At 65.7% G+C, this 24,256-nt stretch carries 21 protein-coding genes; 14 read left to right on the top strand and 7 right to left on the bottom strand.

Translation table 11 applies throughout. The features are described 5' to 3' along the window. The first annotated feature begins 4 nt into the window (after positions 1 to 4). The 11 genes from J2S45_RS00195 (at position 5) to J2S45_RS00145 (ending at position 11,514) form a co-directional block, all read left to right on the top strand. Positions 5 to 1,450 carry a CCA tRNA nucleotidyltransferase gene (locus J2S45_RS00195; RefSeq protein WP_307635423.1) on the top strand — a complete coding sequence of 482 codons (1,446 nt, stop codon included), beginning with the start codon at positions 5 to 7 and terminating at the stop codon, positions 1,448 to 1,450. Next, positions 1,447 to 2,844 (top strand): MFS transporter, encoded by a 1,398-nt coding sequence (locus J2S45_RS00190; RefSeq protein WP_307634130.1) that lies wholly within the window; start codon positions 1,447 to 1,449, stop codon positions 2,842 to 2,844. The genes J2S45_RS00195 and J2S45_RS00190 overlap by 4 nt, the downstream gene beginning before the upstream one ends. 128 nt (positions 2,845 to 2,972) lie before the next feature. After that, positions 2,973 to 4,169 (top strand): AI-2E family transporter, encoded by a 1,197-nt coding sequence (locus J2S45_RS00185; protein ID WP_296931561.1) that lies wholly within the window; start codon positions 2,973 to 2,975, stop codon positions 4,167 to 4,169. 2 nt (positions 4,170 to 4,171) lie between these two features. Then, a complete protein-coding gene (locus J2S45_RS00180; protein ID WP_307634129.1) occupies positions 4,172 to 6,328 on the top strand; it encodes a transglycosylase domain-containing protein in 2,157 nt (718 codons plus the stop codon). Between the two features lie 148 nt (positions 6,329 to 6,476). Then, positions 6,477 to 6,785, top strand: coding sequence for a 30S ribosomal protein S6 (gene rpsF, locus J2S45_RS00175; protein WP_270973678.1), 309 nt, complete (start codon positions 6,477 to 6,479; stop codon positions 6,783 to 6,785). A 14-nt stretch (positions 6,786 to 6,799) separates the two neighbouring features. After that, a complete protein-coding gene (locus tag J2S45_RS00170; protein ID WP_270973679.1) occupies positions 6,800 to 7,324 on the top strand; it encodes a single-stranded DNA-binding protein in 525 nt (174 codons plus the stop codon). A gap of 75 nt (positions 7,325 to 7,399) precedes the next feature. Next, positions 7,400 to 7,639 (top strand): 30S ribosomal protein S18, encoded by a 240-nt coding sequence (gene rpsR, locus J2S45_RS00165; protein WP_038101734.1) that lies wholly within the window; start codon positions 7,400 to 7,402, stop codon positions 7,637 to 7,639. 15 nt (positions 7,640 to 7,654) lie between these two features. Then, positions 7,655 to 8,101, top strand: coding sequence for a 50S ribosomal protein L9 (gene rplI / locus J2S45_RS00160; RefSeq protein ID WP_270973681.1), 447 nt, complete (start codon positions 7,655 to 7,657; stop codon positions 8,099 to 8,101). 189 nt (positions 8,102 to 8,290) lie between these two features. Then, a complete protein-coding gene (locus J2S45_RS00155; RefSeq protein WP_307634128.1) occupies positions 8,291 to 9,841 on the top strand; it encodes an ATP-binding cassette domain-containing protein in 1,551 nt (516 codons plus the stop codon). Next, positions 9,838 to 10,803: a hypothetical protein gene (locus tag J2S45_RS00150; protein WP_307634127.1), complete on the top strand. Its 966-nt coding sequence runs from the start codon at positions 9,838 to 9,840 to the stop codon at positions 10,801 to 10,803. The genes J2S45_RS00155 and J2S45_RS00150 overlap by 4 nt, the downstream gene beginning before the upstream one ends. 90 nt (positions 10,804 to 10,893) lie before the next feature. Next, complete coding sequence (locus J2S45_RS00145) at positions 10,894 to 11,514, top strand: ATP-binding cassette domain-containing protein (RefSeq protein WP_307634126.1); 621 nt, start codon at positions 10,894 to 10,896, stop codon at positions 11,512 to 11,514. A 158-nt stretch (positions 11,515 to 11,672) separates the two neighbouring features. Here J2S45_RS00145 and J2S45_RS00140 read toward each other — a convergent pair whose 3' ends face one another. From J2S45_RS00140 to J2S45_RS00130, 3 genes are all read right to left on the bottom strand, one after another. Then, positions 11,673 to 14,615, bottom strand: a complete 2,943-nt coding sequence (locus J2S45_RS00140; RefSeq protein ID WP_296931550.1) for a 5'-nucleotidase C-terminal domain-containing protein — start codon at positions 14,613 to 14,615, stop codon at positions 11,673 to 11,675. A gap of 144 nt (positions 14,616 to 14,759) precedes the next feature. Next, positions 14,760 to 16,070 (bottom strand): MATE family efflux transporter, encoded by a 1,311-nt coding sequence (locus J2S45_RS00135; RefSeq protein WP_296931548.1) that lies wholly within the window; start codon positions 16,068 to 16,070, stop codon positions 14,760 to 14,762. A gap of 15 nt (positions 16,071 to 16,085) precedes the next feature. After that, positions 16,086 to 16,715 carry a hypothetical protein gene (locus J2S45_RS00130; RefSeq protein ID WP_307634125.1) on the bottom strand — a complete coding sequence of 210 codons (630 nt, stop codon included), beginning with the start codon at positions 16,713 to 16,715 and terminating at the stop codon, positions 16,086 to 16,088. A 564-nt stretch (positions 16,716 to 17,279) separates the two neighbouring features. Here J2S45_RS00130 and dnaB point away from each other — a divergent pair. The 3 genes from dnaB to J2S45_RS00115 all read left to right on the top strand — a co-directional run bounded on the left by dnaB (position 17,280) and on the right by J2S45_RS00115 (position 20,871). Further along, positions 17,280 to 18,614 (top strand): replicative DNA helicase, encoded by a 1,335-nt coding sequence (gene dnaB / locus J2S45_RS00125; protein ID WP_296931545.1) that lies wholly within the window; start codon positions 17,280 to 17,282, stop codon positions 18,612 to 18,614. Between the two features lie 144 nt (positions 18,615 to 18,758). Beyond that, complete coding sequence (locus J2S45_RS00120) at positions 18,759 to 20,048, top strand: MFS transporter (protein WP_296931543.1); 1,290 nt, start codon at positions 18,759 to 18,761, stop codon at positions 20,046 to 20,048. Positions 20,049 to 20,184: 136 nt separating this feature from the next. Then, the gene (locus J2S45_RS00115) at positions 20,185 to 20,871 is read left to right on the top strand and encodes a cyclase family protein (protein WP_307634124.1); all 687 of its coding nucleotides are present in this window, start codon (positions 20,185 to 20,187) and stop codon (positions 20,869 to 20,871) included. A 114-nt stretch (positions 20,872 to 20,985) separates the two neighbouring features. On the opposite strand, the gene J2S45_RS00110 is transcribed toward J2S45_RS00115, so the two are convergent. The 4 genes from J2S45_RS00110 to J2S45_RS00095 all read right to left on the bottom strand — a co-directional run bounded on the left by J2S45_RS00110 (position 20,986) and on the right by J2S45_RS00095 (position 24,204). Beyond that, complete coding sequence (locus tag J2S45_RS00110) at positions 20,986 to 21,687, bottom strand: FadR/GntR family transcriptional regulator (RefSeq protein WP_307634123.1); 702 nt, start codon at positions 21,685 to 21,687, stop codon at positions 20,986 to 20,988. Between the two features lie 24 nt (positions 21,688 to 21,711). Continuing rightward, positions 21,712 to 22,383 carry an HD domain-containing protein gene (locus tag J2S45_RS00105; protein WP_270973694.1) on the bottom strand — a complete coding sequence of 224 codons (672 nt, stop codon included), beginning with the start codon at positions 22,381 to 22,383 and terminating at the stop codon, positions 21,712 to 21,714. A gap of 1 nt (position 22,384) precedes the next feature. Then, on the bottom strand, positions 22,385 to 23,317 hold the full coding sequence (locus J2S45_RS00100; protein WP_307634122.1) for a hydroxymethylpyrimidine/phosphomethylpyrimidine kinase: 933 nt from the start codon (positions 23,315 to 23,317) through the stop codon (positions 22,385 to 22,387). 80 nt (positions 23,318 to 23,397) lie between these two features. Beyond that, entirely contained in the window at positions 23,398 to 24,204 is an 807-nt protein-coding gene (locus J2S45_RS00095; RefSeq protein ID WP_307634121.1) for an aldo/keto reductase, read from the bottom strand. Between the last annotated feature and the right edge of the window lie 52 nt (positions 24,205 to 24,256).

Here is a 24,256-nt window from a genome sequence, read left to right as displayed (position 1 = left end):
CGGCATGAACCAGCGTGCCCGGCTTCTCGCCCAGGGACACCGGTCCCTGTCCGATCTGCCTGAGGCCATTCTTGAACTAGGATCCATTTTCGCACGTTCTGGACACGAATTGGCTCTCGTTGGCGGGCCAGTTCGCGACGCGTTCCTTGGCCGCGCCATTCACGACTTTGATTTGACGACGTCGGCGCGTCCCGAGCAGACGATGGCGCTGCTTCGTGAGTGGGGCGACAAGGTGTGGGATATCGGCAAGGATTTCGGCACGATCGGGGCGGCGCGCTCCGGGCTGGTCGTCGAGGTCACCACCTACCGCACAGAGACGTACGACCCGGCCTCCCGCAAGCCGGAGGTGGACTACGGCGACACGCTGGAGGGCGATCTCACGAGGCGCGATTTCACGGTCAACGCAATGGCGGTGAGGCTGCCGCAGCTGGCGCTGGTCGATCCTTGCGGCGGCCTGGATGACCTCATCGACGGCGTGCTCGAGACCCCGGCCCCGGCGCGCCAATCCTTCGACGACGATCCGCTGCGCATCATGCGAGCCTGCCGGTTCGCCTCGCAGCTGAATTTCGACGTCTCGTGGGAGGTCATGGGCGCGATGACGGAGATGGCCAGCCGTCTCGAGATCGTCTCAGCCGAGCGCGTGCAGGCCGAGCTCGAACGCCTCATGATTGGCGCCAATCCGCGCAAGGGCCTGGAGCTCATGGTCGAGACGGGCGTGTGCGACGTCGTGCTTCCCGAATTCTCCGCGTTGCGCGAGACGGTGGACGAGCACGGGCGCCACAAGGACGTCTACGAACACACCCTCACCGTGCTCGACCGCGCCATCGCGCTGGAGACCGACGAGGACGGGCCCGTGCCCGGCCCGGACTTCGTGTTGCGCTTCGCGGCGATCATGCACGACGTCGGCAAGCCCGCCACCCGTCGCTTCGAACCCGGAAACGCGGTGTCTTTTCATGCCCACGACATCGTGGGGGCGAAGATGACCCGCAAGCGGATGAACCACCTGCGCTTTCCCAAGACGGTCACGAAGGATGTCTCCTCGCTTGTCGCCCTCCACCTGCGTTTCCACGGCTACGGCGAGCAGAAGTGGACGGACGCGGCGGTGCGCCGTTACGTGACCGACGCCGGCCCGCTCCTCGAGCGTCTGAACCGCCTCACTCGCGCCGACTGCACCACCCGCAACCGGCGCAAGGCCGCCTGGCTGGCGGCCGGCATGGACGACCTCGAGGCCCGCATCGTCGAGCTGAAGAAGCAGGAGGAGATCGATGCGATCCGCCCCGACCTGGACGGGGCGCAGATCATGGAACTGCTCGGACTCAAGCCCGGCCGCGAGGTTGGCCAGGCGCGTAACTACCTGCTGACCCTGCGCATGGAGGAGGGCCCACTCGGTGAGGAGGAGGCCACCCGGCGCCTGCTCGCCTGGTGGGAACAGCGGGGCGAGGCGCAGTGAATGACGAACGTGACGCCGGGCGCGCCGACGGCGCGAGCTACGGCGACGGCGTCGCGGGAGCGGAAGGCCCCCGGGTGGGCGGCGGGGCGGAGCGTGAGGACAAGCCGGGTCTGATCGAGCAGCTGCGCCAGTGCGCGCGCTACCCCAAGTACCGCAAGCTACTCGCGATCCGGCTCGTGTCCCAGACGGGCGACGGCGTGTTCCAGGTCGGGCTCGCCACGCTCTTCTTTTTCAACCCGGAGAATGCGACGACGGCGGCTGGGGTGGCGGCGGCCTTCGCAGTGCTGCTCCTTCCGTTCACGGCGGTTGGGCCGTTCGCGGGCACTCTGCTCGATCGGTGGAGGCGACGCCAAGTACTCTTCGGAGCCAACCTGGCGCGAACCGCCCTTGCGCTGGTGCTGGCCGCTCTCATCTTCGTGGCCCCCACGCACTGGCTGGTCTACGTCCTGGCGCTCGTGACGCTGGGCGTGAACCGCTTCCTGCTGTCGGGCCTGTCCGCGGGCCAGCCCCACACGTTGCCGAAGCACCTGCTGGTCATGGCGAACTCCATCACCCCCACGCTCGGCTCGGTGGCGGCGGCGCTGGGCTCGGGCGTCGGCCTGGCCCTCAGCCTCATCTCCGCCGAGGCGATCCGCGACACGGTGGCGCTCGTGTTGGCCGGCGTCGTCTTCGCGATGGCGGCGGTGGCGGCCCTGCGCCTCGGACCAGACGAGCTCGGCCCCGAATCCCGCCCCGACACCACCCTGGGCGAGGATCTGGCCGGGGTGGTCCGGCGAATGTGGGACGGCGTGTCCTACCTGACCCGTCGCGGCACGCCCATGTACGGCTTGACGGTGATGGCCACTCACCGCTTCCTCTACGGGGTCAACTTCATCGCGCTGCTGCTGATCTCGCGCAATCTGCTCTCCGATCCTCACGACGCCGCCGCCGGACTTGCCACGTTCGCGCTGGTGGCGGGCGTGTCGATGGCGGGTAACGGGCTCGCGATCGTGGCCACGCCCACCGTCCACCAGTGGATCTCGCCGGCGTCGTGGATCATGGTGTGCCTGGGAATCTCGGCCGTGTCGCAGACGCTGCTCGCGCTCACCTACCAGATGCCGCTGCTATTCGTCTCCGCGATCCTACTGGGCCTGGGTGTGCAGGGGGCGAAGATCGCGGTGGACACCATCGTCCAAGCCGACACTGCCGACGTCTTCCGCGGGCGCGCCTTTTCCCTTTACGACATGATGTACAACGCGGCGTTCGTGGGTGCGGCCGGCCTGGCCGCCGTCGCCCTGCCGGATACGGGTTGGGAGCCGAGTGTCTTCGCGGTGCTGACCGTGGTCTACGTCCTGCTCGCCGGCTGGTATTGGTACAAGATCGGCCGGATTGGCAACACCCCGCGAGAGGTGTAGGTGGCGCGGGCGCGCGGGTTCGTGGTCCCGGGTGGCCGGGCTTCTCGGCGCAGCTCCGCACCGAAGCCGCTGATGAACCATCGCCCGCCTTCGCCGCGAGTGTCGGGGGAAGGTGAGATGATACAGACATGACGAATGATGACCTTCCGCGTGACCTCCCCTCGGAGGAAGATGCCCCGGCGCCGCAGGCGCACATCGAGGACCGTGAGACGAACGGGCTCATGATCCTCGGGGTGCTCGCGCTCATGACAGTGCTCGGGATTGGGCTGCACGCCATCTCCTCGGTCTTCACCCCGATCTTTTTGGCGCTCACGCTCGTGCTGGCGGTGCGGCCGATCGGGCAGAGGATGATCAGGCGCGGCCTGCCTTCCTGGTTGGCCGCCACGGTTGTCATCGTGGTGCTGGCGCTGATCGTGTTCGGGTTGCTGGGGATCACGGTCCTGTTGCTCACGCCCGTGCCGCAGACCCTCATGAACTACTCGATCAACTTCGAAAACACCACGCAACAGGCAACTGAGCTCCTCGCCCGGATCGGCTTTGAAAACGTGGAGCTGTCGAGCTTCTTCGACCAGATCAACTTCAACTCGATTATCAGCCTGGCGTGGTCGCTCGTCGACGGGATGTCGTCGGTGGGCGGGCTTATCGCGATCGTGGCGGTGGCAGCTTTCTTCATCACCATCGACACCACCATCACCTCCGGGCGCATGGCGCTCATCAACCAGCGCCACGCCAACATCGGCCGGGCCATGGCGGACTTCGAGCGCCGCGTGCGCTCCTACTGGGTGGTCTCCACGTTCTTCGGATTCATCGTCGCGGTGGTGGACGGCTTCGCCCTGCAGGTGATGGGCGTGCCTCTGGCATGGACGTGGGCCTACTGGGCGTTCATCACCAATTACATCCCCAACATCGGCTTCGTGATCGGCGTCGTGCCCCCGATGCTGATGGCGCTCCTGGACCAGGGCTGGCAAGCGATGGTGTGGGTGCTGGTGCTGTACTCGATCATCAACGTCGCGATCCAAACCTTCATCCAGCCCAAGTTCACGGGTGACGTGGTTGGGCTTTCGCCCACGGTCACATTCATCTCGCTGGTGATGTGGACGGTCGTGGTTGGCATCCTTGGCTCCATCCTCGCGGTGCCGCTCACATTGTTCTTTAAGGCGCTGCTAGTAGACTCCGATCCACGCGCACGCTGGCTCGATGCCTACCTCATCTCCGAGCAACACATCGTGCGAAAAGAGAAACAGGGCGCGTACGCCGTCCCCGCTGCCAAGGAGCGGAGGCGGAGAATGAAGCGCGCGGGGCGCGCGCGAAGAACTGAAAGGTAGCCATGGCTGGAAAAAAGAAGACGAAGGCGAAGGGGCGCGGCTATCCGCGCGCGGGACTCGGCCCCGTCCGCCGCTGGATTCCGTCCTGGCGATTCTTCCTCGGAACGTTCCTCACGCTCGTCGCGGTGGGGATCGGCGGACTCGTGGGGCTGTGGGCCACCACCGACATCCCGGAGGCGGACGACTTCGCGCTCGCCCAGGCCACGAAGGTTTACTATTCGGATGGCACCACGGAACTCGGCTCTTTTTCCGAACTGAACCGCTCCTCGGTTGCGCTGGCGGACATCTCGGTTGACCTTCAGCACGCCGTCATCGCCTCGGAGGATTCCTCCTTCTATGAGAACTCGGGCGTGGATCTGCGGGGCATCGCGCGCGCCCTGTGGAACAACGTCCAGGGCAAGCCCACCCAGGGCGGCTCCACCCTCACCCAGCAGTACGTGGAGCGCTACTACACCGGCACCACCACCTCGCTGTTCGGCAAGCTCAAGGAAGCGATCCTCGCGCTGAAGATCGACAGCGAGCAATCGAAGGAGACAATCCTCGAAAACTACCTCAACACCATCTACTTCGGGCGCGGCACGTACGGTATCGAGGCGGCGGCCAAGGCCTACTTTGGCGTCTCCGCCAAAGAGCTGACGCTATCGCAGTCCGCCACGCTGGCCGGCATCATCCCAGCCCCCTCCGCGTGGGATCCCGCCGTCAGCCCCGAACGCGCCGAACAACGCTTCGAGCGCGTCATCTCCCGCATGGTTGACGAAGGGTGGATATCGCAGGCGCAGGCGGATGCGGCGTCATTCCCGCAGGTGCTCCCGCCAAGTCAGGACAACGCCTTCGCCGGCACGGACGGCTACCTACTGGCCGCCGTGCACAATGAGCTGTTGGACAACGGCTTCACGGAGGAGGATCTTGCCACCAGGGGCTATCGCATCGTCTCCACGATCGACCCGGCCAAGCAGAAGGCAGCCGTGGACGCGGTGGCGAATCTACCCAAGGACAAGCCGGAGAACTACTATGTGGGCCTGCTGTCCGTCGATCCGCGCAACGGCGAGATCTACGCGATGTACGGCGGCAAGGATTACCTCGAGCGTCAGCGGAACTCGGCGCTGCAAGATCGCGCCCAGGCAGGATCGACCTTCAAGACCTTCGGCGTCGTCGCCGCGATGGACGCGGGTATTTCCCCGCACGAACGTTACGACTCGCCGGCCACCTACAGGATCGCTAACCCCGGCGGGGAAGACCTCGTGTTCACCAACGTGGACGGGCGTAGCTACTACAACGTGCCGCTCACCCAGCTGACGGGGAAGTCGCTCAACACCGGGTTCATCGCATTGAACGAGGAGATCGGCCCGGCGAAGACCCGCGACATGGCGGTGCGTCTCGGCCTGCCGCAGGACACGCCAGGGCTCGACGCCGGAGTCGGCAACGTGCTCGGCTCCGCCTCCCCGCGGGCGGTGGATATGGCCACGGCCTTCACGGCGATCGCCAACCACGGCGAGAAGACGACCCCGCACATCGTGCGGGAGGTCTACCAGGGCGAGAACCGGGTCTACACCGGCAAGACCACGAGCGAACGCGTCATTAGCGAGGAAACGGCTCGGCTGTCCACCTACGTCCTGAAAAACACCCTTGAGCCCGGAGGGACCGCCGAAGACGCGGCCCTGCCGGATCGGGAGGCCGCCGGGAAGACCGGCACATCCACCGGCCCGAAGTCCGCGTGGTTCGCCGCATTCATCCCGCAGATGGTCACGGTGGTCAACATGTACGCCGTGGGTGAGGACGGCTCGGAGGCCGTGCTCGAACCCTTCGGCGGGGTCTACCAGGTTGCCGGCGGTAACTTCCCGGCCCAGGTCTGGCACGACTACATGGTCAGCGCCACCGCGGACATGGCGGTTGAGAGCTTCCCCAGCGCCGAACAGCTCGTCAACAAGAGGGCGCCGCGCAACATCCCGGCTCCGGAACCCACGCAGGAGCCAACGGAGGAGACGCCAAGCGAAGAACCGTCGGTTACGGAGGAGCCCAAGAAGGACGAACCCGCCACAGACAAACCGGAGGTGGAGCCTTCCCCCTCGCAGGAGCCGACCTCGGATCCCAGCATGGGAACGACCCCCGCACCCGGGGGTGATTCCCCCGGGGGTGAGCGCGCGAATGGCGGGCGGTAGCGCCCGCGCGTCGTCAACGTGTGGCCAATTGCGCAGTGGTGAGAGCGAATCGATCGGCTACAATGGTTCGGTGTCTGTCTATGACAGCGCATGAACCCTCCTGTCACGGAAGGACCGTGACCGTTGAGACCAAAGGAGGTGGGTACACATGCGTCAGTACGAGATGATGATCATCCTGGATCCGGAAGCGGACGAGCGCAACCTCCAGCCCACGCTGGACAAGATGCTGTCCGTCGTCCCGGCTGAGGGCGGATCCCTCGATAATGTGGACATCATGGGCAAGCGTCGCCTCGCCTATGAGATTAACAAGAAGACCGAAGGCATCTACGTCGTCGTGTACATGACGGCGAAGCCGGATACGGCTAAGGAACTCGATCGCCAGCTGGGCCTGAACGAAACCGTGATGCGCACCAAGCTGCTCCGCTACGAGCCCAAGGCCACGGCGGCAGCCGAGTAAGAAGAGGTAGAGACATGGCAGGCGAACCGATCATTACCGTCGTCGGGAATCTCACTGCAGATCCGGAACTCAAGTATGTTGGCTCGGGTACGCCAGTCGCTTCCTTCACGGTCGCTTCGACCCCGCGTACCTTTAACCGCAACACCAACGAATGGGAAGACGGCGAAGCCCTCTTCATCCGTTGCTCGGTGTGGCGCGATTACGCAGAGAACGTCACCGAGTCCCTCTCGAAGGGCATGCGAGTGCTCGTTCAGGGCAGGCTCCAGATCCGCAACTACCAGCGTCAGGACGGCTCGCAGGGCACGTCCGTGGAGATGCAGGTAGACGAGGTCGGACCTTCTCTCCGCTACGCCACGGCGCAGGTCACCAAGATCAACCGCTCCGGCGGGCAGGGTGGCTACAACCAGGGCGGCTACAACAAGGGCTACAACCAGCAGCGAGGTCAAGCATCCTACAACGCGCCGCAGGGCGGCTCGGGCCAAGACCCGTGGTCGCAGGCGCCAAGCGGATCGGCGTTCGACGACAACCCGCCGTTCTGATCCACCATTGTTAATCGGCCAAGCCCGGCCAGCACGGGCGCGCCGTAATGTTCACAGATAAAGAGGAATTCAATCATGGTCGCAAAGCCTGTTTTGCGTAAGCCCAAGAAGAAGTCAAACCCGCTGAAGGCCGCGAAGATCGAGCACGTCGATTACAAGGACACCGCCACGCTTCGCAAGTTCATCTCCGACCGTGGGAAGATCCGCGCGCGCCGCGTCACCGGTGTTTCCACCCAGGAGCAGCGCCAGATCGCCCGCGCCGTCAAGAACGCCCGCGAGATGGCTCTTCTTCCGTTCTCTAGCTCGAACCGCTGAGGAAGGGGAAAATAAATGAAGATCATCCTGACTCACGAAGTTGAAAAGCTCGGCCAGCCGGGCGACGTCGTCACCGTCAAGGACGGCTACGGCCGTAACTACCTGATCCCGCGCGGCTACGCCACGGCGTGGACGAAGGGGGCGCAGCGCCAGATCGATCAGATCAACGAGGCCCGCCGTCGCCGCGTCACCGAGGATCTCGAGTCGGCGCGCGAATCACGCGACGCCCTCGAGGCCACGACGCTGCAGATCGCGAAGACTGCGGGCGAGAACGGCCGCCTCTTCGGTGCCGTCACCACCGCGGACGTGGCTGCAGCTGCTGCCGCCGTGACCGGCAAGACGGTCGATCGTCGCCAGGTCCACCTGATCTCCGCCATCAAGTCGGTCGGCGAGTACACCGGCTCGATCAAGTTGGGCGATGAGATCGTGGCCAACGTGAAGATCAACGTGGTCGGCGAGTAGGTTCTGCTCCTCGACAGGCCGTCGGGTAGCCGTTGATTCGGCTACCCGGCGGCCTTTGACTGGGTTACCCGGCGCCCGCTGACTCACTCCTGATGCGTTAATCCTCCAGACGTAGCTTTTCCCGAGTTTTGATGTGACATCCGTGGGATTAGTGTTGCATTTGTGTCAAAGAGGTCCGAGCTTACTTCCATGGTTTTCGACAGTTCTCATTCAACGCTTCGGGCCTCTAGCCTCGCGGCGGCTGCTCTCGCTGTGCTCTCCATGGGTACGCCGCTCATCCTGGCGGTGCTGTCCGACCGGCTTGTCGCTGTCGCCCAGAACCACAACACTTCTGGATCGTGGGTATTACTCGCGGTCACGCTTGTTATCGTCTTAGTGAGCCTTGTCTTGTGCGTCCTCGTACAAGCACGCGCTGAGCGTAACCGACAAGAGGTCCTGGTCCGTGCTCAGACGGAGGCGACGGAACGAGTCTTAGCCCTTGTGCGCACGCCCCCGGCTGGAACCATTAAAGAACGCCTTGTCGATGATCTCACTGATATCGTGACGATGCGCGTTCAGACAGTCCCGCAGCTGGCCGTCACCGGCGTCGTGATGATCGTTTCGCTAATCTGGGTCGCTAGGATCAGCCCTTGGGCACTCGCTTGGGCCGTCGCGGGTTCCCTGGCCACCGTCATCCCTGCGTGGGCGGTGAAACGGTGGGCTGAGCGCGCTTACGAGGATACTACCGACATCGAGGCCGCCATTGACTCGGAGTATTTCCAGGCTCGCGACAGCCTCGATCTCGTTCACACCGAGCGACTCCAGGCATACGTTCGCGCCCGTGTCCGCCGCCTAGACGACCTCCACCTGCGCATAGGTACCCTGGCCGAGGCGAGCGGCGCCGCCCAATGGGGTCTGTCCAACCTCGTCCAGGTGACCGCTTTGTACGGCTCGCTGCTCCTCGTGCTCTGGCTCGTCTCCACTGAGCGCATCCCGTTTACCGAGGCGGCCGGAGCGGTCATCGTCCTGCGTTCTTTCTTCGGACTCGTGGGCTCAGGCGCGGACTCCCTGACCGATATCTGGGTCAATCGACGAAAAGAAGCACGTCTCGCAAGACTCCTCCGTCCCGCACCGCTGCGTCCCCTCGAGACCTCCGAAAACGCCCTCCTCCTGCATGGCTTTACCGTTCGCGCCGGTGGGAAGGTCCGTTCCCGAGTCCCCGTGCTACGCCTTGGCGTTGGGGAGGATTTGCGCGTGGTCGGACCCAACGGGGCCGGCAAGTCGCTCATGTTACGCGGCGTCGTCGGCCTCGCCGACGCGGATGGCATCGTCGCCTCGGTGTTGCCAGCGGACGGGCTGCGAGCCGGGTACCTTCCGCAGCACGACCCGTTGCTCACGCTCACCCCTGCCGAGCTCTTCGACGACGTAGCCGCAACCGGAGGGGACGCTGAGCGTGCTCACACCGCCCTCGCCGAGATCCTTGGAGGTGAGGAGGCCGCACGAATCGTCGACGTGCCGATTGCGGACTTGTCTGGTGGGCAGCGCAAGACTGTTCTCATCGCTGAAGCTATCGGTTCATCCCAGGGAGTTCTTCTTCTTGACGAACCGGACGCCCACCTGTCCGCTGAGGCCGCGCGGCGGCTTGCCGGCCTCCTGACACGGTTGGACGACGCGGTTCTTGTCGTTGCGCACACTCCCCACTTTGGTGCGTTCTGGGCTGCGCCCGAGCTTCGTGTCGCGCGACCGGAGGAGGGCCGATGAGCACCATGGATAGCGCCTCGGGCGCGCCAGTAACGGCGCTCACGGAGCTCGAGACGGACAGTCCGATGCTTCCAGTAGCCCGCAATATCCTGCGCCGCGACTACTGGCGCACCATGTGGCGTTCCAGTGTCCTGCAGGGAGTCTACGAACTGCTCTCGCGGGGCATCCAGGTATTCCTCGCGACGACGACTGCCTCCCTCATTGAGCATGCGCTCAGCCGCACGCTCACTGGCGCGCAGGTCCTCTCGGCGGTGCCTGTCATCCTCGCCGCGGCACTCCTTGAACCCGCCGCCCTCCTTGTTCGCAATCGGATCCTGTTGGCCGATACTTACGATCACGAGCTAGCGCTTTTGGATCGCTACCTTCACCTGCAACCGGCACGCGCCGCGCTTTTGCGCACCGGGCAAGTGCCTGATCGACTTATGATCGACCTTGTCCGCTACCGCCTTGATACCCTCGACGTCATCGCTGCCCCCGTCGCCGTCGTGATCGGAATCTGGGCGGCTGCGGTTGCGGGATCCTGGAGCCCATTTTCACTCTTGCTCGTTGCTCTTGCGGTTGTGCTTCCCATCGTGTTCACCGCCGTCGTCAACGAGAGCGGTTCTGCGGCCGACGACGCTCTGCGTCGGCAAACGATGGCCCGCACTGCCATGATCCAAGAGGTTGCCGAGGCCCATGACCTGTATTGGGCGCGAGGGCGCGCCCGGCGAGGCGCCGCGCGGGTTCGTAGCAGCTGGAGTGTCTTCGCTGCTGGGCCGGCCAGGCGGGTCTTCCGGGCGTGGGCCATGCAGCGGCAGATCGCCACCACAGGGCCGCTCCTCGGGGCCACGATCGTCCTCGGGGGTGGAGCCGTTCTGGCGGCGCACGGGCGCATGGACGCGGGTAGCGTCGTAGGTGCCGCAGTGCTCGTCGCCCCGGTGCAGGCGGCGGTGAAGAGCGTCACCACCGCGATCGTTTCTTAGCGTGCTCGCGAGATCGTAACGCGGCGGCTCGGCTGGCTCGTCGTTGAGGCGGATGGCAGGCCGGCTGGCGGCACCGCTCCGACGGAGCACGTGACCGACGACGTAGGCGTGAACGTCCAGACGCTCGAGTTACGCAATGTCTCCACGCTCCTGCCCAACGGCCGGAGGACCGCGCCGGTGTCTGCGAGCCTCGCGCGTGGGGATGTCCTGTGGCTACGTGGTGATGTCGGGATCGGTAAGACGAGCTTTGTGCGCGCGCTCATCGGGCTCGGTGAGGAGCTCGATGGGGAGATCCTCGTCGACGGCGCTGCGGGCGCACTCGCACCTGGGCAGGTGTTCCTTATGCCGCAAGTCCCGTCAATTCTGTCCGGGAAAGTCACCGAGAACATCACCTTGGATCGGCCGGATCTCGACATGGCAGCCCGCGGCGGGCTCACCGACGCCAGGATGGGGTACCTCGTGGACCAGGAGCTCGGGCCCGGCGGGCTGAGCCTGTCCGGTGGGGAGAGGCACGTCGTCGCCTGGTTGCGGCACCTGCGCCGGACCGGGGGCGTGCGCGTCCTCGATGAACCCTTCAACGGCCTGTCACCGGAGGCCGCGGCGCACGTCATGGCGGAGATTGAGGAAAGCCGCGCCGACTGGATCACCATCCTCATTTCTCACGACGACCGCCCGGCGCAGATCCCCGGCGTCAGCGAGCGGCGCCTGTGAGCCGGTCTCACGCTACCCGACACAACTCCGGAATCTGAGGCTTACCGGCCCCGTATAGCGATCGGTGGCCGGTATGTTCAAGTGAAGTGTCGGGCCCCTACCGGTCAGCACGTCCGGCAGGGGCCCAATCGGGGAGGATGAGCTAGAAAACTAGTCCGCTAGCTGATGGCACCGATGCGACTCCAGCCGTGCCCAACCTGCTTTGCCGGACCCCACCAGCCGTTGCCCTTGTTGGAGTAGCTGAACATCGCGCCGTCGTTGCGAACAGCGACGAGATCAAACGTGCCGTCGCCGTTGATATCGCCGGGGATGGAGGCGTGCGTAAATGCTTGCCAGCCATGGCCGATCTGTCCCACGCTGTACACCCGGCCGTCCGTCGCGCCGGCGTAGGCGAACATCGCGCCGTCGTCACGGATAGCGACGAGGTCGCCCAGTGCGGAGCCGGTGAACTGTCCGGGGGCCAGAACGAACCGCATCGAGCCCCAGCCGTGGCCGATCTTCACGCCGCTATGCAGGCCGGAGCGGCTCACGGTGTAGCGGTAGAGGTCGCCGGTGGCGACCTGCCGAGCCACCACGTACGTGTCACCGGAGGAACCGAGTTTGCCAGCGTAGGAGACGTTGTCCATGCCGGCCCAGCCATGGCCAGCCTTGACGCCCTTGGTCAGGAAGCCCTCCCCACTGGAGTACATGTAGTACGCATCCCCGTTCGCATAGCGGGCGAGCACGTCGGCCCGGCCGTCGCCATTCAGGTCCGGCATCGCGGCAAGATCCACGATGTCCGTGGGGCCGCACATGACGACGCCGCGGCGGTAGAAGCCCTCACTGTTGCCGGCATAGAAATGAACCGTGCCGGAGCCGTCGACGAACCAGAGATCGGCGAAGGAGTCACCCGTCGCCTCACCGAGCTTGCCCGTGGCGTGCGGGGGCGTGGCGCGCGGGGGCGTGGCGGGCCGGTCCATGACCGCGCACTGTGTGCCGGGCTGCTCCCCGCCCGTGCTTCCGCCCTCGTCCTGGCTTCCGCCGGCAGGGGTGCAGGCGACGTCGACGCCGAGACCCGCGGCCTCACCGACGAGCACTGCGCCCGTGTCGGAGGTGACGGTCAGCGGGAGGTGAACGGTGGTCGCCGTCGTGCACTGCGCCGTTGCGGACAGGGAGACGGGAGTGTCGAGGTAGCCCACGCCGTCGGCGGTGACGATCGCGTTCTCGTTGGCGGCGTTGGCATCCTCGAGGGTGTTGTTGACCTTCGCGGTGGCGGTGACGTCGCCGAGCTTGACGGTGACGGTGTCGGTACGGGCCTCGCCCTCGCCGGAGAAGGACAGGCCGCGGAGGGCGACCTTCGCCGACGCCGTGTTGCCGGAGACGTCGGCGGCAATGCTCACGCCCACCGACTGCTTGGCCGCGCGCGGCTGGACCTTGGGGTTCTTCTCAAGGTAGGAGCCGAAAACGTCACGATCGAGCTTGTTGGGGATGGTGGTCAGCGTCGTCGCGATCGCGGGATCCTTGAGCACGTCGAAGGAGTCGCCGCCGGAGAGGAGGAAGGTGACCGAGGCGACCGAGTAGGTCGCGGCCGGGTCGATCGGCTTGCCGTCGATCAGGATGGAGGTGACGCGCTCACCCCTCGGCTTGGTCGGGTCGAAGGTGTAGGAGACGTTCTTCGACAGGCCGAGCTTGAGCATCGGCCGGCTCGAGTCCTTGCCGAGTTCCTTCCACTGCTGCTCGAGCAGGGTCTTGAACTGGGCGCCGGTCATCTTCACGTAGCCGACCTCGTTTGAGAACGGCTGGACCTTAAACACGTCGGCCACGGTGACCTTGCCATCTTTGGGCAAGAGGTCGGCGCGGATTCCGCCGGCGTTGATGATGCCGATGTCGATCGGCGTGCCCTCGAGGGTGGTGAAGGTTTCGTGCATGGCGTCGGCAATGAGGCCTCCGATGGTGGATTCGGTGCCGCGATTCTCGCCGCGGGTGACCGCCTCGCCTTTGATGGTCTTCTGGTAGCCGCGGGAGAAATTACCGGCACCGTCGGCGATCACCTTCGAGCCTGCCTCGTTCGCTGCGGCCTTCGCCTCGTCGACGACGGCCTTGACGGCCGGGTCATCGCCGCAGGTGGCGACCTCGGCGGCGCTAATCTGGACGGCCTGCGAGTCGATGACCTTACCCGTCTTCTTGTCGTACGTGATCTGCAGGTTGGATAGGTTGTCGGTGAAGGAGCCAGAGGCTGTCGCCGACAGCACGTGACCGGACTCGGTGGCAACCTTCGTGAAGTAGTACGGCTTGTGGGTGTCGCCGCCCATGATGCCGTCCACGTATTCGCCCATCTTGGGGTAGGAGCGCTCGACGTCGTTGTCGTACATGGCGATGACGACGTCGGCCTCACCCTTGGTCTTGATCTGCTTGGCGAGGTCGTTGATGACGGGGACGGGCTTGGAGAAGGTCATGCCGGCGAAGGTGCCGGGGAAGACCTTCGTGTCGGCGTCGTCCTCAATCGCGCCGATGAATGCGACCTTGACGCCGGACGGTGAGGTCCACACCTCGTAGCTACCCAGGCCCGTCAGGCCGTGAACGTTGGCGCCGAGGTAGGGAAAACCGACCTTTTCGTAGGTGACGCCGTCGACGACGCCGCCGGTGAAGCGGGCACGCAGGACGTCCTGGCCCTTGTCGAATTCGTGGTTGCCGATCGTCGAGGCGAAGACGCCCATCTGGTTGAGGGCCTTGATGGTGGGGTTATCGTGCTGAGAGCCGGAGGTGAACGGCGAGGCGCCGATGTTGTCGCCGAGCAGGAGGAGCTGCGAGTTTGGATTCTGCGTCTTGGCACGCTTGACATAACAGGACATGGCGGACAGGCCCGCCTCGGTGACCTTGACGTTGCCCTGCTTGTCCTTGGAGGTGACCTGCTCGATGTGGCCGTGGATGTCGGTGAGGTTGTACAGGTCGAGGACGACGACGTCGGAGCCGGCTTGCGTCTCGGTGGTCGGGGCTGCGGCGTCGTTGCCGGCGGGGATTGCGGCGTCGTTGCCGGCGGTGGTCGCGAGTGCGAGGGTGGGGGAAAGGATGAGGCTGGCGGTGGCAACACTGCCCACGATCAGCCGTTTCGCTCTTCTCATAGGTGTACCTTTCGGACGGTGATGTGTGCTCCCATTTTCGAACGCTTTCGGCGAGCCTAAATTGGCTGGCCATCCTCCCACGGGTGGAGGTGGCGGCGACGTCGTCATACCAGGGGTGGGTATTCGCGCAGGTGGCGGCCGAGTCTAGTCGAGGTGCATCCAGGTGTCGGTGCGTACCCGCCACAGCATCGTCCCGCCGCGCACCGCCATGAACACGATCGCGTAGGCGCACCACAGCGCCGCCATCCCGACCGCGCCAAGGTGACGGCCCGGGCCGGCGAGGAGCAGGGCAAGCGGGGCGAAGGTGGCCAGCGCGAGAAGCATGTAGCCGGCGAGGGCGCGGGTGTCGCCCGCGCCGATGAGCACGCCGTCGAGCATGTAGGCCACCGCCGCGATCGGCAGGGCCACCGAGGTGACCCACATCGTCTGCGTGGCCAGCCACGCCACGTCCGGATCCACGCTCATCAGGCGTGGGATGAGGAAGGACAGGCCGGCGAGTAGGAGTCCGAGGCCCGCTCCGACCTTCACCCCGTAGGCCAGACAGCGGGAAAGGATGGTGCGCACGCGCTTGCGGTTGCCCGAGCCCAGGCCCTGGCCAACGAGGATCTGCGCCGCGGTGGCAAGCGCGTCCAGGCCGTAGGCGGCGAAGTTCCACATCGTCATGACGATCTGGTTCGCGGCCAGCGCCACCGTTCCAAGCCCGGTGGCGGCGGCGATCTGGAGGAGGATCGCGCCTCGCAGGGAGAGCGTGCGGACGATGAGGGGGACGGCGTCGCGGACGGCCCGGAGCACGCCCACGCCGTTCGGGGCGAGGGAGACGGCGTGCGTGGCGGCTAGCTGGCGGACCACCCACGCCAGATAGAGGCCCATGAGGGTTTGGGCGATGGCGGTGCCGAGCCCGGCGCCGGCCACTCCGAGGCCGGCGCCGTAGATGAGCGCGGCGTTAAGGGGGATGTTCGCCAAGGCGCCGGCGCTCGCCGCGATGAGTGGCGTGCGGGTGTCGGCGAAGCCGCGTAGCGTGCCGTTGGCGGCGAGCACGAGCAGCATCCCCGGCAGGCCGAAGGCGGAGGCGCGAGCGTAGGCGACCGCCTGGTCGAGGACCGCCGGCTCCGGGCCGAACCAGCTGAGTATGGCGGGGGCGAATGCGGCGAGCAGAACCCCGAGCGTGAATCCCAGACCGATGCCGAGCCACATCCCGTCCAGCCCTTGGCGCAGGCCGCGGTCCGGTCTGCCCGCGCCGACGAAACGAGCGGTGGCCGCCGTCGTCGCGTAGGACAGGAAGATGCACACCCCCACGAGCGTGGTCAGCACGGTGGAGGCGAGCGACAGCCCGGCGAGCGGGTTCGCGCCCAGCCGCCCGATCATCGTGGTATCCACGGCGACGAGCACGGGCTCGGCCAGCAGCGTGGCGAGGGACGGCAGGGCGAGTTGGCGGATCTCGCGGTCGATGCTCACGGGTCGGGGCGGCTCTTAGTAGGCTTCGGGTCGGGTGCCGGGTGCGCCGTCGACGACGACGTTCGCGTTCGCCGTCGGGTCACCGGCGATCCACGCCTCGTATTCCTGCTTGGTGAGCTCCACTTTGTCGAGCGCGAAGCCGGAGCTTGCGGGGAAGGATTTCTTCGTGAGGGAGGTGAGCCGGGAGTTGGAGAAGTTCTGCACGGTGCGCGACATGCGGTCGAAGAAGGAGGTCTGCGGGGCTATTGTGACGCCGTGGAGCCGGCCCACCGTCATCCCCGTCACGGGGGCCTGGGGTTGCCGGGCCTGGGGTAGCGGGGCCTGGGGTTGCCGGGCCTGGGGCATGGGCGGACGCTGCCCGGTCTGCGCCGCCGGCTGCCCCAAGGGGGAGCGCATGGCGCGAGTCGGCTGAGACTGGAGTGGGCGCGCCTCCTTGCGCGGGGCTTCGCTGAAGGATCGTGGGGCGCGCTTGGTCATCTCCCGTGCCCGGCGCTTGTCACGCTTCTTGCGGCGCCTGTCGGCCTTGGCGTAGTCGCCGGCGAGGAAGGGCGATTCGAGGCTCTCGGTCCGGTGGGGTAGCGAGAAACGCCTCGTCGAGGAAACCCACGCCGAGCCGGTCGTGTTGTCGGAATAGAAGCTGACCATGATTCCTCCCTACTTGTCTTTCAAGAATACCGCAGGTCTGGGGAGCTTAGCCCGGGGTGCGCTCGCGAGACGCGCTCGGCCCACGCCCCCGGTGTGTCCTTCAAGTATCGCGACAAGGGCAACGGAAAAACCTGTCGACACTCAGAGCGCTTATCCACGGCTGTGGACAGATCTGTTGAGGAAATCTCGCCGAAAACCGCCCGGCTGTCCACAGTTCTCAGCGAATGTGTGTAACGGTGTGGATAACATGGGGTGGTTCTCCCCGCTCCCTCCACAGACACCCCGCGAGTATCCACCGAATTTCTTCAACAAGCCACAGGATTTCTCGAAACCTGTGGACAACGTGCGGCTCGGTGCTCGGCCGCGATTTGACAACGCAACCGGAGGCGCGGCGGCGAACCAGCCCGATGAGGCGCGATCGCGCAGCCCGATTTGGACGTGCGCGCGTGGCCGGCGTCGGCGTGCGAGCGAGAACACGTGCGCCCCGCAACCGAGCGCACGTGCAAGGGTTACGCGCGAGCCGCCCGCGGCAGGTAAGGTCTAACAGAGAGTGAAGGAGGGACCGTGGGCGAGGCTGGGTTTGACCGCGTGCCGCCGCAGGACATCGAGGCGGAGCGATCGGTGCTGGGTGGAATGATGATTAACAAGGACGCGATCGCGGACGTCCTCGAAATCCTGCAGGGAGGCGACTTCTATCGCCCCGCGCACACCGCCATCTATGACGCCATCCTCGACCTGTTCAGCAAGGGCGAGCCGGCCGACGCCATCACGGTGGCCGCGGAGATCTCCCGGCGCGGCGAACTCGAGCGTGTCGGCGGGCGCACCTACATCTTCGACCTCGTCAACGGCGTGCCCACCGCCGCGAACACCTCCTACTACGCCCGCATCGTCCACGAGCAGGCCCAGCTCCGCGCCCTGATCGAGGTTGGCACGCGCATCACCCAGCTGGGCTATACGACGGACGGCGCCGACGTCGTCGAGCTGGTCAACATGGCCCAGTCCGAGGTCTTCCAGATGACGGAGTCGCGCACGAAGTCCGACTACACCGCGTTCCGCGAGATCGTGCCCGGGCTCATCGAAGAGTTGGAGACCAACGCGAGCCGCGACGGGAAGGTGTCCGGGCTAGCCACCGGATTCCACGAGCTTGACGGCGTCCTCAACGGCCTGCGACCGGGCCAGATGATCATCGTGGCCGCCCGACCGGGCATGGGCAAGACCACCATCGCCATGGATTTTTGCCGGCACATCGCCTTCCGTGAGAACAAGCCGGTTGCCTTCTTCTCCCTCGAGATGGGGCGAACCGAGCTTGCCATGCGTGTGCTCGCCGCCGAGGGTGAGATCCCGCTATCCGCGCTCATCTCCGGCGACATTCGGCAGAACCAGTGGGAGCGCATCTCCACCACGCTCGCCCGGATCGCGGAGGGCCCGCTCTACGTGGACGACTCGCCCAACCTCACCATGATGGAGATCCGCGCCAAGGCGCGCCGGATGCGCCAGCAGCACGGGGTGGAGCTCGTCGTCATCGATTACCTCCAGCTACTGACGTCCGGCGGGCGCACTCCCGAGTCCCGCCAGCAGGAGGTCTCCGAGTTCTCCCGCTCCATCAAGCTGCTCGCCAAGGAGCTCGACGTCCCCATCATCGCCATCGCCCAGCTCAACCGAAATCCCGAGCAGCGCAACGACAAGACCCCGCAAGTCTCCGACCTGCGCGAGTCCGGATCGCTCGAGCAGGACGCCGACGTCGTCCTGCTCATCAACCGCCCCCAGGCCGAGGACGGTTCGCTTAACACCCCGCCCGCCGAGGTGATCGTGGGTAAGAACCGCTCCGGCCCGACCGCGAAGGTCGAGCTCGCCTTCCAGGGCAACTACACGCGCTTCGCGAACTTCGGCGGGGAGTAGCCCGGGCCGGGGAGGGGTCCGGGCCGAGACGGCGCGGGCAGCCCGGCTCGGCGGGCTCGGTGTCAGGGCGGCGAAGTGCGGGTGACGCGTGCGATAGACATCCCCGCAGGGGTTCATTAACCTTGTCCTTTAAGGAGATGGTGCATGTCGCGCACGTTTGAGTCGTTTGAGGTCAGGAATTACAGGTACTTTTTTGCCGGGGCGCTGGTGTCGAATGTCGGCACGTGGATCTTCCGAGTCGCCCAGGATTGGCTGGTACTGACGGAACTGACGGCCGGCTCTTCCTCCGCCCTCGGCTTCGTCACGGCGTTGCAGTTCCTCGCGATTCCGTTCCTCGCCCCCTACGCGGGCGGCATCGTGGATCGGTTGGACAAGCGCAAGGTCCTCATGGTCACCCAGCTTCTGCTCATGCTGAACGCGGTGGCGATGTGGCTGGTGGTGTACACGGGCGTCGTGCAGCTCTGGCACATCTATGCGCTCGCGTTCATGCAGGGCCTTGTGGTGGCCTTCGACAACCCCGCCCGCCAGGCTTTCGTCCCGGAGATCGTCTCGCAGGATCGGCTCGCGAACGCGGTTGGGCTCAACTCGACGTCGTTTAACGCCGCTCGCCTCATCGGCCCGGGACTGGCGGGTTTCTTGATCGCCGCCTTCAACGACGACGTCGCCCCGGCGCTCCTCATCAACGCCCTGTCGTTCGTGGGCATGTTCTGGGCGCTGATCGCGATGAAGACCTCCGAGTTGCACCCTTCCCCGCGTGCGGAGAAGAAGGGCGCCATCCGGGGCGGTTTCCGCTACGTGAAGTCGAAGCCGGACATCATCGTGCTGCTGGTCATCGTGTTTATGCTGGGCACGTTTGGTATGAACTTCCAGATTTACAACGCGACGATGGCCACCGAGGTTTTCGGTAAGGGCTCGGGCGAGTATGGGCTGTTGGGCACGATCATGGCGATCGGCACGCTCGCGGGGGCGCTGATGGCGGCGCGGCGGCAGCACCCGCGCCTGCGCACGATCCTCATCTCGCTCATGGCGTTTTCTGTGGCGACGATCGGGCTGGCATTCACGCCGAGCTACCTGGCGTACTCGATCTTGCTGGTGCCCGCCGGTTTCTTCGCGCTGACCGTGATGACCAGCGCGAATGCTGCCGTCCAAATGAGCTCCGACCCGCTGTTCCGGGGGCGAGTGATGGCGATCTACATGGCGATCTTCCTGGGGGGAACGCCGCTGGGCGCGCCGATCGTCGGCTGGCTCGGCGACGCCTTCGGGCCGCGCTCCACGCTGTTGGTGGGCGGCGGTCTCAACCTCATCACGGTGCTGGGGATCCTGGCTTACTTCACCACGAAGGGCATGAGGTTGCGCCTCCACTTCTCCAAATACCTGCCCGGCATCCACGCCGAGTGGACCGTGCAGGCCAACGAGAAGATGGTGGGGATGTAGCCTCGTCTGCCCACGCCACCACACAATGCGCCCCGCCCGGGAAGAGCTGTCAAGGCGCAGAAAAACCCTTGACCTCTGAGGTCTGAGAATTATAGACTCGCCGTATTCACCGAATCGACGAAAGCGGAGAACAACGATGTTCATTCATTTGTCACACGTGCTGAATCCCAACGACGGAGCGTTCCCCGGCGAACCCGTCCTCACCGTCGAGCCGGACTCGGTTCGCAGCGAGGAGGGAAAGCCCTTCAACTCCTACATGATGCACCTGCCCAACCACTTTGCCACCCACATGGACGGCCCACACCACTTCAACTCGACGGGTACGAACTTCGCGGACCTACCCATCGAAAAGTTCGCCTACGAGGGCCACGAGGTGCTCGTGGTCGACCTGCCGCACCGAAACGGCCCAGCGGAGGTCGTGATGAAGGAGGACCTCGAACCTTACGCGGACGAGCTCGCGGACAAGCGTCTTCTCCTCATCCGCACCGGTTTCGAGGAGCTCAAGCACACGGACCCCGACACGTACACGAACCGTGGCGTCTCGCTGCACCCCGACCTGTGCAAGTGGCTCAACGAGGAGTTCCCGAAGCTCGACTGCCTGGGGATGGACTGGCTGTCGGTCGCGTCCCCGACGAACGACTACGGCCCCGAGGCGCACCACTGGCTCCTGGGCAACTACACCGACCACGTCATCTGCGCGATCGAGGACATGGCCCTCCAGGCGTTGGGAGACAAGAAGATTAGGTGCGTCACCCTCGGCCCGCTGCGCGTGGCGGAGGTGGACTCGGCGCCGGTCAACGTCATGGCGTGGGTCGAGGACTAGGCGATCGCAGACGAGGCGATCACGCCGGTTTGGCGGCACGACATCGCGCGGGCGGCTGGGATCTCCAGCCGCCCGCGTTCGTCGGGTGCCCCAACAGGGCGCGAGTGCCCGACGTCAGTCCGTCGAGTCCGGAAGGCTGGCGATGTCGTTCGCCGTCTGCGTCATGTGGGCGCGCATCGCGTTCTTCGCCTCGTCCGCCCTGCCCGCGGCAATAGCCTCGAAGATCTTGCGATGATGGGCCTGAGCCCGCTCACGTACGTCTGGCAGCGCCGAGGTGTGACGCCGCGACAGGGAGAGCGTGGCCTGCAAGGGCTGCATGATCGCCCCGACGAAGGGGTTGCCCGAGGCCGCCAAAATATGCCGGTGAAAGGCGAGGTCCGAATTGAGTGCAGCCTCGACGTCGTCGGCGTCGTGCGCCTCCTCGTAGGCGCGAAGGTCCTGCTCGAGGCGGGCGAGGTCCTCCTCGCTGCGGTTGCCCGCCGCGAGGCCCGCCGCCCCGACCTCGAGCATCCTACGCACCTGGGTCAGCTGCAGGCCGAGCTCCTTGGGGCTGACACGATCGGTGAGCAACGTGGCGATGCTGGACAGATCCGTCCACTCCTCTAGCGGCAACACGAACGTGCCCCGCCCGTGGATGACGTCGAGCACGCGGCGATCCTTCAAGACCTTCACCGCCTCGCGCATCGTCAGGCGCGAAACCTTCAGGAGGTTGGCCAGCTCGTCCTCCGGGGGCAGGGCGGAGCCGGCCGGGAACTGCCCGCTCGATATGCGGCGCAGAATGTCGTCGATCGCGCGATGGACCAGGTCTGTGCTCACAAAGCACCTTTCGTCAAGACAACGTCACCTTTCGGTGATTTCCGTCGATAGTCTAGTAAAGAAGTTCCATTGGTAGTCCAGATTCGTGATCCACAGCTCATGGGCGGTCTTGGTGGCGCACTCGTAGTTGTACTGGGCGCGCAGACCCTCGAGGTAGGCCTCGATGAACGCAACCTGCTCGCCCGTCGACTTGCCCATGAAGTCCACGTACCTCAAGGTGTCCGCGATGCGGTAGGTGCTGAAGCGGTCCACGTTGTCGCAGTCCCCGATCGACCTCGCCACCAGGCCCGGCTCGCGCGTGAAGGCGAGGTAGGCTCGGCCGCGCGCGTCGGCGCCGGTGCCGTCCCCGTCCTCGCGCGGGTTGAAGCTACCGTCCACGTGCATCGCGATGCCCTGCACGACCTCCTCGGCCGCCTCGCCACGAAAGCCCAGGCCGTCGAAGAATTCCTTCACGACGAGCGCGCCCGCCCGGCCGTGGTCGACCGGCACGGCGGCGTCGTACTTCCCGACGTCGTGGAGCAGGCAACCCAGCTCGAGTGCGTCGGCGTCGAGGCCGGACTCAAGCGCGACCCGGCGGCCGATGCGGGCCACCCTTAGGCAGTGCTCGTAGCGGTAGCGGCGCGAGGCCTCGGACGCGGGTGCGGCGGCCAGGTGCTCACGCAGGAACGCCCTGGCGGCCGACAGGTCCGGAAACATGCTACTTGGCCTCCTTGCAGCAGCCGCCGTCCCCGCAGCTGTCGCAATTGCCGTCGCCGCCGCACCCCTCGCCCTCGTCAGGGGTGGCGTCCGAGTAGTCCATCTGGGCGGCGTAGGTGTAGTCGGCGTCCTGCTTGGGTTCGAAGGCGCCCTGCCACACCGTGGAGAACGGGGTGTTGGCCTTCACCTGGGCGTCGATACCCTGGGTGACCAGGTCCTTCGCCACTCGCACGGCCTTGTGAATGTCCGCGCCCTTCGCCAGCTCCGCGGTGATCGCCGCGGCGAAGGTGCAGCCCGCGCCCGAGACGCGGGAGTTGCCGATCTTGGGGACAGAGAAGGCGAGGGCGGCCTCGCCGTCCCACAGGACGTCGACGGCGTCCGGGCCCGGGAAGTCCATGCCGCCTTTGACCACCACGTACTTCGGGCCCAGCTTCGAGATCCGCATGGCGGCCTCGGCCAGGTCCTCGAGGGTTTCGAGCTTGTCCATGCCCGCCAGCGTGCAGGCCTCGAAGTAGTTCGGGGTAGCGACGGTGGCGAGGGGGAGGATCTTCTCGCGCAACGCGTTGTCCGTGTCCAGCGCCATGCCCGGCTCCTGGCCCTTGCAGATGAGGACCGGGTCAAGCACGATGTTCTTCCACTCCTGGCTCTTGAGGCCCTCGGCGACGGCGTCGATCGTGGGGATCGTGCCGAGCATTCCGATCTTGACCGTGTCGAGGTCGGCATGAGCCATCGCGGCGTGCATCTGATCGCGGATCACGCCCGGCTCGATGGGGACGAATTTGTGGTTCCAGTTGTCCTCCGGGTCGAAGGAGACGATGCAGGTGAGCGTGCCGAGGCCGTAGCAACCGAGCTCGTGGAACGTCTTGAGATCCACCTGGAAGCCCGCCCCGCCGGTGGCTTCCGAACCTGCAATCGTGTACGCGTACGTGACCATGGATAACCTTTCAACTGTGGCCGCGATCTGCGCGGCCGGCCCAGACGATTTTAGTCCCCGCCGGCCCCAAAGAGGAATACCTACATGCGGTCGAAGACGTCCGGGTGCTTGCCCGTGCGGCCGGGTTCGCCCTTATTGAGCGCATCGATGCGCTCGATCTGTTCCGCGGACAGCGTGAGACCCTGGGCGGCGAAGTTCTCCTTTTGGCGCTCCACGTGTACGGATTTCGGGATCGCGATGTGGCCCTTGGCAAGGTGCCAGGCGAGCACCACCTGCGCCGGCGTGGCGCCCGCCTCCGCGGCGACCTCCCCGATCACCGGGTCGGCCAGCACGCCGCCGCGGCCGAGCGGCGACCAGGCCTCCACGGCGATCTCCCGCTCGGAGCAGAAAGCCGCCAGCTCTGAGTTGCTGAAGTAGGGGTGCAGCTCGATCTGGTTGACGGCCGGCAGAATCGAGGTGCCGGACAGCAGCTTTTCGAGGTGGTGGGCCTCGAAGTTGGACACGCCGATCGCGCGCGCCTGCCCGGAGGCGACGAACTCCTCCATGACGCGGTAGGTGGTGATGAAGTCCCCGCCGTAGAACATGGGCATCGGCCAATGAATGAGGAAGAGGTCCACGTAGTCGGTCTGCAAATCCACGAGAGACTGGGCGAAGGTGCGCCGCACGTCGTCGGGACGGTGGTTGGGGGTGTTGAGCTTCGTGGTGACGAAGATGTCCTCGCGCGGGATGTCGGTGGCGGCGAGCGCCCGGCCCACACCGGCCTCGTTTCCATACATCTGCGCGGTGTCGATGTGCCGATAGCCCACCTCGAGCGCGGAGGCAACGGCCTTGGGTGCCGCGTCGTTGTCGATCTTGTATGTGCCAAAACCAAGCTGAGGGATGTCCATTGCCCCAGTCTACCGTGAACCCCCTCCGGCCAACAGAGGTCGTGAATCCGGG

The organism is Trueperella abortisuis, assembly GCF_030811095.1.
In the GTDB taxonomy this organism is placed as follows: domain Bacteria; phylum Actinomycetota; class Actinomycetes; order Actinomycetales; family Actinomycetaceae; genus Trueperella; species Trueperella abortisuis.
This window is presented reverse-complemented; position numbering and strand designations above follow the sequence as displayed.

Coding starts and splice junctions, on each gene's coding strand:
- J2S45_RS00155 (WP_307634128.1), top strand. CDS start 8,291: ATGGTTTTCGACAGTTCTCATTCAACGCTTCGGGCCTCTAGCCTCGCG.
- rpsF (WP_270973678.1), top strand. CDS start 6,477: ATGCGTCAGTACGAGATGATGATCATCCTGGATCCGGAAGCGGACGAG.
- J2S45_RS00095 (WP_307634121.1), bottom strand. CDS start 24,204: ATGGACATCCCTCAGCTTGGTTTTGGCACATACAAGATCGACAACGAC.
- J2S45_RS00115 (WP_307634124.1), top strand. CDS start 20,185: ATGTTCATTCATTTGTCACACGTGCTGAATCCCAACGACGGAGCGTTC.
- J2S45_RS00195 (WP_307635423.1), top strand. CDS start 5: ATGAACCAGCGTGCCCGGCTTCTCGCCCAGGGACACCGGTCCCTGTCC.
- rplI (WP_270973681.1), top strand. CDS start 7,655: ATGAAGATCATCCTGACTCACGAAGTTGAAAAGCTCGGCCAGCCGGGC.
- J2S45_RS00170 (WP_270973679.1), top strand. CDS start 6,800: ATGGCAGGCGAACCGATCATTACCGTCGTCGGGAATCTCACTGCAGAT.
- J2S45_RS00100 (WP_307634122.1), bottom strand. CDS start 23,317: ATGGTCACGTACGCGTACACGATTGCAGGTTCGGAAGCCACCGGCGGG.
- J2S45_RS00130 (WP_307634125.1), bottom strand. CDS start 16,715: ATGGTCAGCTTCTATTCCGACAACACGACCGGCTCGGCGTGGGTTTCC.
- J2S45_RS00185 (WP_296931561.1), top strand. CDS start 2,973: ATGACGAATGATGACCTTCCGCGTGACCTCCCCTCGGAGGAAGATGCC.
- J2S45_RS00105 (WP_270973694.1), bottom strand. CDS start 22,383: ATGTTTCCGGACCTGTCGGCCGCCAGGGCGTTCCTGCGTGAGCACCTG.
- J2S45_RS00120 (WP_296931543.1), top strand. CDS start 18,759: ATGTCGCGCACGTTTGAGTCGTTTGAGGTCAGGAATTACAGGTACTTT.
- J2S45_RS00180 (WP_307634129.1), top strand. CDS start 4,172: ATGGCTGGAAAAAAGAAGACGAAGGCGAAGGGGCGCGGCTATCCGCGC.
- J2S45_RS00150 (WP_307634127.1), top strand. CDS start 9,838: ATGAGCACCATGGATAGCGCCTCGGGCGCGCCAGTAACGGCGCTCACG.
- J2S45_RS00140 (WP_296931550.1), bottom strand. CDS start 14,615: ATGAGAAGAGCGAAACGGCTGATCGTGGGCAGTGTTGCCACCGCCAGC.
- rpsR (WP_038101734.1), top strand. CDS start 7,400: ATGGTCGCAAAGCCTGTTTTGCGTAAGCCCAAGAAGAAGTCAAACCCG.